Origin of the sequence: Amycolatopsis sp. lyj-23 (genome assembly GCF_046549135.1) — a bacterium.
GTDB lineage: Bacteria > Actinomycetota > Actinomycetes > Mycobacteriales > Pseudonocardiaceae > Amycolatopsis.
Map to the genome: position 1 here is coordinate 684,867 of NZ_JAJPWN010000003.1, position 7,734 is coordinate 692,600.

General features: G+C 70.4%; 10 protein-coding genes. 6 read left to right on the forward strand and 4 right to left on the reverse strand.

Features of this window, described 5'->3' with window-relative positions; genetic code table 11:
* Positions 1 to 4 precede the first annotated feature (4 nt).
* Both ACLJPY_RS09310 and mug read right to left on the reverse strand, forming a co-directional pair.
* Positions 5 to 790: a response regulator transcription factor gene (locus ACLJPY_RS09310; RefSeq protein WP_410587590.1), complete on the reverse strand. Its 786-nt coding sequence runs from the start codon at positions 788 to 790 to the stop codon at positions 5 to 7.
* A gap of 265 nt (positions 791 to 1,055) precedes the next feature.
* Positions 1,056 to 1,616, reverse strand: coding sequence for a G/U mismatch-specific DNA glycosylase (gene mug, locus ACLJPY_RS09315; protein ID WP_410587591.1), 561 nt, complete (start codon positions 1,614 to 1,616; stop codon positions 1,056 to 1,058).
* Between the two features lie 194 nt (positions 1,617 to 1,810).
* Between mug and ACLJPY_RS09320 the strand changes: the two genes are divergently transcribed.
* Both ACLJPY_RS09320 and ACLJPY_RS09325 read left to right on the forward strand, forming a co-directional pair.
* On the forward strand, positions 1,811 to 2,002 hold the full coding sequence (locus ACLJPY_RS09320; protein WP_410587592.1) for a hypothetical protein: 192 nt from the start codon (positions 1,811 to 1,813) through the stop codon (positions 2,000 to 2,002).
* A gap of 455 nt (positions 2,003 to 2,457) precedes the next feature.
* The gene (locus ACLJPY_RS09325; RefSeq protein WP_003058066.1) at positions 2,458 to 2,634 is read left to right on the forward strand and encodes a hypothetical protein; all 177 of its coding nucleotides are present in this window, start codon (positions 2,458 to 2,460) and stop codon (positions 2,632 to 2,634) included.
* On the opposite strand, the gene ACLJPY_RS09330 is transcribed toward ACLJPY_RS09325, so the two are convergent.
* Entirely contained in the window at positions 2,575 to 3,204 is a 630-nt protein-coding gene (locus tag ACLJPY_RS09330) for a VanZ family protein (protein ID WP_410587593.1), read from the reverse strand. The two genes, ACLJPY_RS09325 and ACLJPY_RS09330, sit on opposite strands and share 60 nt — an antisense overlap.
* A gap of 369 nt (positions 3,205 to 3,573) precedes the next feature.
* Between ACLJPY_RS09330 and ACLJPY_RS09335 the strand changes: the two genes are divergently transcribed.
* The 3 genes from ACLJPY_RS09335 to ACLJPY_RS09345 all read left to right on the forward strand — a co-directional run bounded on the left by ACLJPY_RS09335 (position 3,574) and on the right by ACLJPY_RS09345 (position 6,857).
* Positions 3,574 to 4,653 (forward strand): Gfo/Idh/MocA family protein, encoded by a 1,080-nt coding sequence (locus tag ACLJPY_RS09335; RefSeq protein ID WP_410587594.1) that lies wholly within the window; start codon positions 3,574 to 3,576, stop codon positions 4,651 to 4,653.
* Positions 4,654 to 4,800: 147 nt separating this feature from the next.
* A complete protein-coding gene (locus ACLJPY_RS09340) occupies positions 4,801 to 6,492 on the forward strand; it encodes a bifunctional metallophosphatase/5'-nucleotidase (RefSeq protein ID WP_410587595.1) in 1,692 nt (563 codons plus the stop codon).
* A 38-nt stretch (positions 6,493 to 6,530) separates the two neighbouring features.
* Positions 6,531 to 6,857 (forward strand): MmcQ/YjbR family DNA-binding protein, encoded by a 327-nt coding sequence (locus ACLJPY_RS09345; protein ID WP_410587596.1) that lies wholly within the window; start codon positions 6,531 to 6,533, stop codon positions 6,855 to 6,857.
* Here ACLJPY_RS09345 and ACLJPY_RS09350 read toward each other — a convergent pair.
* Positions 6,847 to 7,383: a GNAT family N-acetyltransferase gene (locus ACLJPY_RS09350; protein WP_410587597.1), complete on the reverse strand. Its 537-nt coding sequence runs from the start codon at positions 7,381 to 7,383 to the stop codon at positions 6,847 to 6,849. The genes ACLJPY_RS09345 and ACLJPY_RS09350 overlap by 11 nt on opposite strands.
* 142 nt (positions 7,384 to 7,525) lie before the next feature.
* Here ACLJPY_RS09350 and ACLJPY_RS09355 point away from each other — a divergent pair.
* Positions 7,526 to 7,734: transposase (locus tag ACLJPY_RS09355; protein WP_410587598.1), on the forward strand; the 209-nt coding region annotated here is incomplete at its 3' end.

Consider the following 7,734-nt stretch of genomic DNA (forward strand, 5'->3'; position numbering starts at 1 on the left):
GGGCTCAGCGCTGCCCCGGGAGCGCCGTTGTGTCGGCAGTCACCGGGAGCTGGCCGTCCTCCGCCCGGGCGACGAGGATGCCACTGCGGAAGGCGATCGTCACGGCGTGTGTCCGGTCCCGGGCGGAAAGCTTGCGCAGGATGCTCTTCACGTGCGTCCGGACGGTCTCGACGGAGAGGAAAAGCAGCTTCGCGATCGCCGAGTTTTCGAGCCCTTCGGCGACCAGCTGGAGCACTTGGTACTCACGCCTGGACAGCGGCATCCCGCCGCGCGGCGCCGGCGGGCTGTCGTGGGCGAGGTCGCCCTTCGGGGCGGCCGCGCGCTTCGGCCGGGCGGTCAGCGCGGCCAGCGCCGGGTCGATGTAACGGCGTTCGCTGTGCGCCCGCCGGATCGCTTCGGCGAGCCGTCGTGAATCGATCGACCGCGGCACGATCGCGTGCGCGCCCGCGGCGATCGCGGCCGCCAGGTACTGCTGGGTGCGGTTCGAGTCCCGGATCAGCGTGACCAGGATCAACGCCGGGTCACCGGCGTTGAGCAGCTTGGTCAGGTGGCAGTTCGGGTCGAGCGCGGAGTCGAGCACGACGACGTCCGGCTTGACCTGTTCGCAGAGCTGCAGGGCCGCGTGGTGGCTGGCGGCCTGCCCGGCCCAGTGCAGCCCCTGGCTGCGGTGCACGAGCGCGGCGAGGCCGTCGCGGAAGATCGGGACCGGGTCGACGACCGCCACGCCGAGACTGCGCCCCCCGGGTCCGGCCGGCCCCGCGGGCCTGCGGGTGGGCTCGATGCCGTGCATCGCGGGCCTCCGTCTCTGCGCCGTCGCTCCTGTGTGCCGGACGTCTCCGGCGCCATCCGGTCGCCCTGCGTGGACCGGCAGAAGTGACTCCTCCTGCTTGGTACGAGTCGCGATTGCGCAGCTCATGACGCCAAATCCCCCTCATGGCCCAATCCGCCGGTCACAGCAAACTTTCAGTAGAAGTCGATCTTGGTGGGGTGGCTCGGCAGGACGGGGAGGGACCTGATGGGGCAGTCGGCGCTACTGAGGGTGGCCCGCGGGCCGTTCAACGATTTCGACAGTCTTCGGATGCGGTCCGCAGGAGAGCGAACTCGGCCGCCAGGCCGGCCGGCGTCCAGTGCGCGTTGAGCCCGCTGGGGTTCGGCAGCACCCAGACGCGGGTGTCGCCGATCCGGTGGTCCTGCGCCCCGACCCGCGCCTTCGGGAAGCCGAACGCGGTCCGGTAGGCGGTGATCCCGACGACGGCCAGCCATTTCGGGCGGTACTCGAGCACCTTGGCGACGAGGAGCTTCCCGCCTTCGCGAAGTTCGTCGTCGGTGAGCTCGTCGGCACGCGCGGTGGTCCGGGCGACGACGTTCGTGATGCCGATGCGGAGGTCGAGCAGCTTTTCCTGCTCGCTCGGTGCGTAGCGCCGCGGGGTGAAGCCGCCGGCGTGGAGTGCGGGCCAGAACCGGTTGCCGGGCCGGGCGAAGTGCTGCCCGAGGGCGCCGGAGTAGAGGCCGGGGTTGATGCCGCAGAAGAGGACGTCGAGCCCGGGGGCGATGACGTCGGGGATGGTCGTGTTGTGCGCTGCGGCCAGCTGGTCCTTGGTGGGTCGGGTGCTCACGGGTCCAGTTTCCGGCACGCGCGGGCCGGCGGCGGCGCGGTCGGGTGACGTGCGGGCACAGCTTGCGGGCATGTCGCCCGGTGCGGGCACGCCTGGGTTTGCCGCGTTCGCCGGCCTGCGCGTGGGCACCGACCGGTCGGAGATCGATCAGCGAGCGCGCCGCACAGCCGGCCGGTTTCCGGCACGCTCGACCCATGGAGGTCACCGCGGACGGCTCGCCCGTCGATGTCTACCGGCTGCTTCCCCCGGACGGCGAGGCCGAGATCGTGTACGCCGCGGTCCCACCCGGGGCCTCGATCCTCGAGCTGGGCAGCGGCGCCGGCCGGGTCACGCATCCGCTGCTCGAGTTCCGCGCGATGCTGTCGCGGGGGACTCGCCCGCCGTAGTCGCGCGCTCGTCGAACCGTTTGCAGCTGCAGCTCAGCGCGCGTTTCACGGTTCCACCGTTTCGCTGGCCGCAAGCCTGTCCACAGGCCTTGGGCAATGTGGACAACGCAGCCTCCAGATCGGCAATTCGGCGGGTTTTGTCGGTGGCCGCCGATACGCTGGAAGCGGGGCCGGCCCCCAGGGAGGGCGGGGGTTTGTTCTGAGGATTTTGGACGGGCCGGCACGCGACAAGCGGGTGTCCGCGGCCCGGCTGCGGGCTCGCGCACCAGGAGTTCACCTGCCGCCGCCTGGCCCTCCACAGCGTTCTGACCTCGGCCGATCTCGCCTTCGACCGCTGGCTCACCCCCGACCACACCTGGTTCACCGCTCAGGCTCGTCGCATGGGGTAGCGGATTCGCCACTTACCTGCGTAACCTGTGTGATCTCCCGCACAGCGCCGTACCGAGGAGGATTTCGTGCAGCTTCCGATCGTCCTCGGGCTGGTTGCGCTGGTCCTCGCCGTCGCCGCGCTCGTCGTCGTCCTGGAAGACCGGCGGGCCGCCAAGCGGGCTGCCCTCCAGCGGAAAGCGCGGTTAGCGCGTCTCGGCGAAGTGGACCCGCTCGCGCCGGGCCGGCTGCACGTCGACCGTTGAACGGCGGAACAGCGCCAGCAGCAGCGCCCCGGACACCCAGCCGACGACTGCGCCGAACGTGTTGTTCATGAGGTCGTCGACGTCGAAGATGCGGTAGACGTGCGGCGCTGTGCCGAAGTTCGCCGTGAGCTGCGTGAGCTCGATGAACAGTGACGCCGCGAAGCCGATCAGCGCGGTGCCGGTCAGGCCGCGGCGCCAGAGGATCCGGGCGAACACCCCGAGCGGCACGAACAGCAGGACGTTCAGGCACGCCTGCTGGAACGTCTGCGTCGTGAACCAGGTCCCGCCGTGCTTGAGCAGCTCCGTGTGGATGTCGGCGATCCACTGGAAGGGGTGCAGCTGCACCGTCTGGACCAGTCGGCGGGTGCCGGGGCCCGGCAGCGGCAGCAGCACGACCGCGAGCGTCATGCAGCCGTAGAGCAGCACCGCCGCCGTCGTGACGATGCCGCGCAGCCGCAGGCCGCCGTGGCGGGCGAGCTGGGTGATCAGCTGCGGGACGAGCACCACGACCCACAGCGCCAGGAACCCGGTGAAGCCGTACTGCAGGGCCGTGAGCTGTGCGTTCGTCATGCCACCGACGTTATGGATCTTGCCGCCGGTGCCGCTTCGGTCGAAGAGCTCGCGCCCATCGGCCACTCGGCCGACCGGCGGTGGGCCGATCGGTCAGGGCCGCGGATCGTCGTCGCGCTCTTCGCCGCGTTCGGCGTGCCACGCGCTGAACACCGTGCCCCCGATGAGCAGGACGACGACCGCCAGCACGATGAGGACGACCTCGATGCCCATCTTTCCCCCACATGTCGGAACGTCCGCCTCATCGGTGCCGCCGGGCGGGGTGTTACCGAAGTCATGGCGGCATAACCGGATGCTGCTTGCGCCGAGCCGGGAATGCCCACGACGCTCGGCACGTCGGAGTCTGTGCAGACGGCGAAAGGAACGCTCATGGCACCGGTCCGGGTCGGCATCGTCGGGCTCAGCGCGAACGGCGGCTGGGCCGCGACCGCGCACGTGCCCGCGCTGGCCGCGGTGGACGGCTACGAACTCCGCGCGCTCGCCGGCAGCAGTGCCGACTCGGCGCGGGTGGCCGGGGAGAAGTACGGCGTGCCGCTGACCTTCGGCGACGCCGGCGAGCTGGCCCGGCACCCGGAGGTCGACCTGGTCGTGGTCGCCGTCAAGGTGCCGCAGCACCGGGCGCTGATCGAGCCCGCGCTGGCCGCGGGCAAGCAGGTGCTGAGCGAGTGGCCGCTCGGCGTCAGCCTGGCCGAAACCGAGGCGCTGGCCGCAGCCGCGCGGGACAAGACGACCGCCGTCGGCCTGCAGGGGCGGTCGGCGCCGGCGTTGCGCTACCTGCGTGACCTCATCAAGGACGGCTACGTCGGCCGCGTGCTCTCGACGTCGCTGATCGCGTCGGGCGCCAACTGGGGGCCGAGCGTGCGGGCCGGCCGCGACTACCAGCTGCACCCCGCCGGCGGGGCGACGATGCTGACCATCCCGTTCGCGCACACCGTCGACGCGCTGGCCATGGTCCTCGGCGGCTTCGGCGAGCTGTCAGCGACGATGGCGACCGTCCGGCCGCGGGTGCGCGACGAGGTCACCGGCGACTCCGTCGAGATGACCGCGCCGGACCAGATCGCCGTGACCGGGGTCCTCACCGGCGGTGCCGTCGCGTCGGTGCACCTGCGCGGCGGGACGTCGCCGGCCACGGACTTCCACTGGGAGATCAACGGCACCGAAGGCACGCTGGTCGTCGAGGCCGCGGACCCGCTGTTCTGGATCGCGAAGCTGACCCTGCGCGGCAGCCGGACCGGCACGCTGGAGAAGCTCACCGTGCCCGCCCGGTACGAGCTGCCGCAGCTGGCCGGCCGCAGCGCCGAGCCGTCGTACAACGTCGCCCACGCCTACGCCCGCCACCTCAAGGGCGATCTGCCCGACTTCGCGCACGCCCTGCGCGTGCACCGGGTGCTCGACGCGGTCCAGCGGTCGGCGGACGGCGGAACCCGGGTCGAGCTGGACGGAGAGTGACCGAGCGGATGCGCCGGAAGGGAAGCCGTTAGGTGACATTCGCTTCACGTCCCTCTTTTGCCCCTGGTAGGTGACTGCTTCGCGAGGCAGAATCCTCCGCCGTGCGCCCGTTCGGGACTCTGGGCGCGAATCGGAGGAAGAACACTCATGAGGCTTTCGACCCGGCTCGCGGTGTTCGCCGCGGCCGCGCTGGCTACGACGGCGGTGACCACCGCACCCGCGTCCGCGGGCCAGCGCCCGGACCCCACGACCGACGTCCGGATCATCGGGTTCAACGACCTGCACGGCAACCTGGAGCCGCCGTCCGGCTCCAGCGGGCGCGTGGTGCAGTCGGACGGCACCACTGTGGACGCCGGCGGGGCCGCTTACCTGGCCACGCACGTGAAGCAGCTGCAGGCGCAGGTGCGCAACTCCTTCGTCGTGTCCGCCGGGGACAACGTCGGCGCCTCGCCGCTGACCTCGGCGCTGTTCCACGACGAGCCGACCATCGACTTCCTGAACATGCTCGGCGTCAACGCGTCCGTCGTCGGGAACCACGAGTTCGACGAGGGCTACAAGGAACTGCAGCGCATGCAGTTCGGCGGCTGCCACCCGACGGACGGCTGCCAGTTCCAGAGCACCTTCGGCGGGGCGAAGTTCCCGTTCCTCGGGTCCAATGTGTACTTCACCAACGGCCTGCCCGCGCTGTTGCCGTTCACCGTCAAGTTCGAAGGCGGCGTGCCGGTCGGCGTCATCGGCGCCACGCTGAAGGACCTGCCGACCGTCGTCACGCCGGAGGCCATCAAGGGCCTGAAGTTCGGCGACGAGGTCGAGGCGATCAACCGGACCGCGAACCTGCTCGACTTCTTCGGCGTCAAGGCGCAGGTCGTGCTGCTGCACCAGGGTGACGGCACCGAGGTCGAGGGCCCGAACGACTGCAAGCTGCGGCCCGGCCCGGCCGCCGCGATCGCGGCCGCGGTGACGCCGAAGGTCGACGCCTTCTTCACCGGGCACAGCCACCAGCAGTACAACTGCGTGATCAACGACCCGGCCGGCCAGCCGCGGCCGGTCATCCAGGGCTCGTCCTTCGGCCGCCTGCTGTCGGTGGTCGACCTGAAGATCAGCCTGAAGACGCGGGACGTCGTCCGCTCGCAGACCAAGGCGTTCAACGAGATCGTCACGCGCACGGTCACGCCGGACCCGGCCGTGGCCGCGCTGGTCGCCGAGGCCAAGACCAAGTCCGCGCCGATCGCGAACAAGCCGGTCGGCACCATCACCGCCGACCTGCCGGCGGCGGGCAACGCGGCCGGTGAGTCGCCGCTCGGCGACGTCATCGCCGACGCGCAGCTCGCGGGCACGCAGTCGAACAACGCGGTCGTCGCGATCACCAACCCGGGTGGCATCCGCGCCGACCTGACGTACAAGTCGTCGCCGAACGGCGAGGGCGACGGCGTGGTGACCTACGGCGAGGCGTTCACCGTCCAGCCGTTCTCGAACATCATGCAGACGATCACGCTGACCGGCGCGAACCTGAAGAACGTGCTGGAACAGCAGTGGACCGCGAGCGGCACGAAGATCCTGCAGATTTCGAGCTCGCTGCACTACTCGTACTCGGCGGGCGCGCCGATCGGCTCGCGGGTTTCGAACATCACGATCAACGGCACGCCGGTCGACCCGGCGGCGTCCTACCGCGTATCGGTGAACAACTTCCTCGCCGCCGGCGGGGACGGCTTCGCCGAGTTCACCAAGGGCACCAACCTCGCCGGTGGCCCGGTGGACCTCGACGCACTGGTCGCGTACCTGGGTGCCCACCCGAACCTGGCCCCGCCCGCGGCGGACCGGATCACCCGCCTGCCGTAGTTCCCGTTTTTCCAAGACACCGGGTCGACAATGGACCCATGACGACCTGGGAAGACGTCGTGCACCTCGCCTCCGGGCTGCCGGAGGTGGAGGTGTCGACGTGGTACCGCACGCCCGCGCTGAAGGTGGCGGGCAAGGGTTTCGCGCGGCTGCGCACCGAGGCCGAGGGCGGCCTGGTGGTGCTGTGCGGGCAAGACGAGAAGGCCGCGTTGCTGGACTCCGGCGACGCGGCCTTCTTCACGACCCCGCACTACGACGGCCACGGCATGATCATCATCGACCTGGACCGGGTGGCCGTCGATCAGCTGCGCGAGCTGCTCGAAGAGGCGTGGCGGCTGCGGGCACCCAAGCGGCTCACCACTTGAGTTCGCCGTTCAGCATGCTCATCAGGATCATGTCGTGGCGCTGCCCGTCGAGGCCGACGAACGCCTCGCGGTGGCGGCCCTCCTCGACGAACCCGACCTTGCGGTAGACGTGCCGGGCGACCTCGTTCTCGGCGACCACCCACAGCGTGATCTGGTGCAGCCGCATGTTGTGGAAGCCGTACCGGCACATCAGCCGCAGCGCTTCGGTGCCGTAGCCGCCGCCGGCGCGGTACTCCGCGTCGCCGATGTAGACGTCGAGGTAGGCCTCGCCGACTTCGGGCTCGGCGTCCCGCAGGTCGATGACGCCGATGAGCTTCCGCTCCGCCTTGGCCTCGATGCCGAGGACGACCTTCTCGTAGGTGTTGACCGCGCGGTCTTCGCAGTTCTTGCGCACCTGGGCCAGCGAAAGCGGGTGGCCGTTCTCCATCCAGCGGCCGACCTCGGGGTCGGTCACGAACCCGTGGATCCGCTCGGCGTCCTCCGGCTCCAGCGCACGCAGCCGGACGAGCTCCCCCTCGAGCAGCATCTTTCCCCCTAGGGCCTGTATCGAAGTTGTCTCCGGCGGGTTGAGCTGGAGTTGGCGGTGCTGGGCGTGTCGTCGGCCGAAATGGGTGAGGTCTCCGGTATTTGGTTCGTCGACCAAGAAAAACCTGAACACCGGAGACCTCGTGGACACCTTAGCGGTGGCGGGGCGGTTCGACCTGACCGACGCTCAGTGGGCAGCGCTGGAGCCGTTGCTGCCCGAGCCGACGCGGCCCGGGCGACCGTCGATGTGGACCAAGCGGCAGTTGATCGACGCGATCCGGTGGCGGGTGCGTGCCGGTGCGCCGTGGCGCGATATTCCCGCTGGATATGGCTCGTGGGCGGCGGCGTATGG

Coding starts and splice junctions, on each gene's coding strand:
- ACLJPY_RS09320 (WP_410587592.1), top strand. CDS start 1,811: ATGGAGGTCACCGCGGACGGCTCGCCCGTCGATGTCTACCGGCTGCTT.
- ACLJPY_RS09310 (WP_410587590.1), bottom strand. CDS start 790: ATGCACGGCATCGAGCCCACCCGCAGGCCCGCGGGGCCGGCCGGACCC.
- ACLJPY_RS09340 (WP_410587595.1), top strand. CDS start 4,801: ATGAGGCTTTCGACCCGGCTCGCGGTGTTCGCCGCGGCCGCGCTGGCT.
- ACLJPY_RS09330 (WP_410587593.1), bottom strand. CDS start 3,204: ATGACGAACGCACAGCTCACGGCCCTGCAGTACGGCTTCACCGGGTTC.
- ACLJPY_RS09350 (WP_410587597.1), bottom strand. CDS start 7,383: ATGCTGCTCGAGGGGGAGCTCGTCCGGCTGCGTGCGCTGGAGCCGGAG.
- ACLJPY_RS09335 (WP_410587594.1), top strand. CDS start 3,574: ATGGCACCGGTCCGGGTCGGCATCGTCGGGCTCAGCGCGAACGGCGGC.
- ACLJPY_RS09345 (WP_410587596.1), top strand. CDS start 6,531: ATGACGACCTGGGAAGACGTCGTGCACCTCGCCTCCGGGCTGCCGGAG.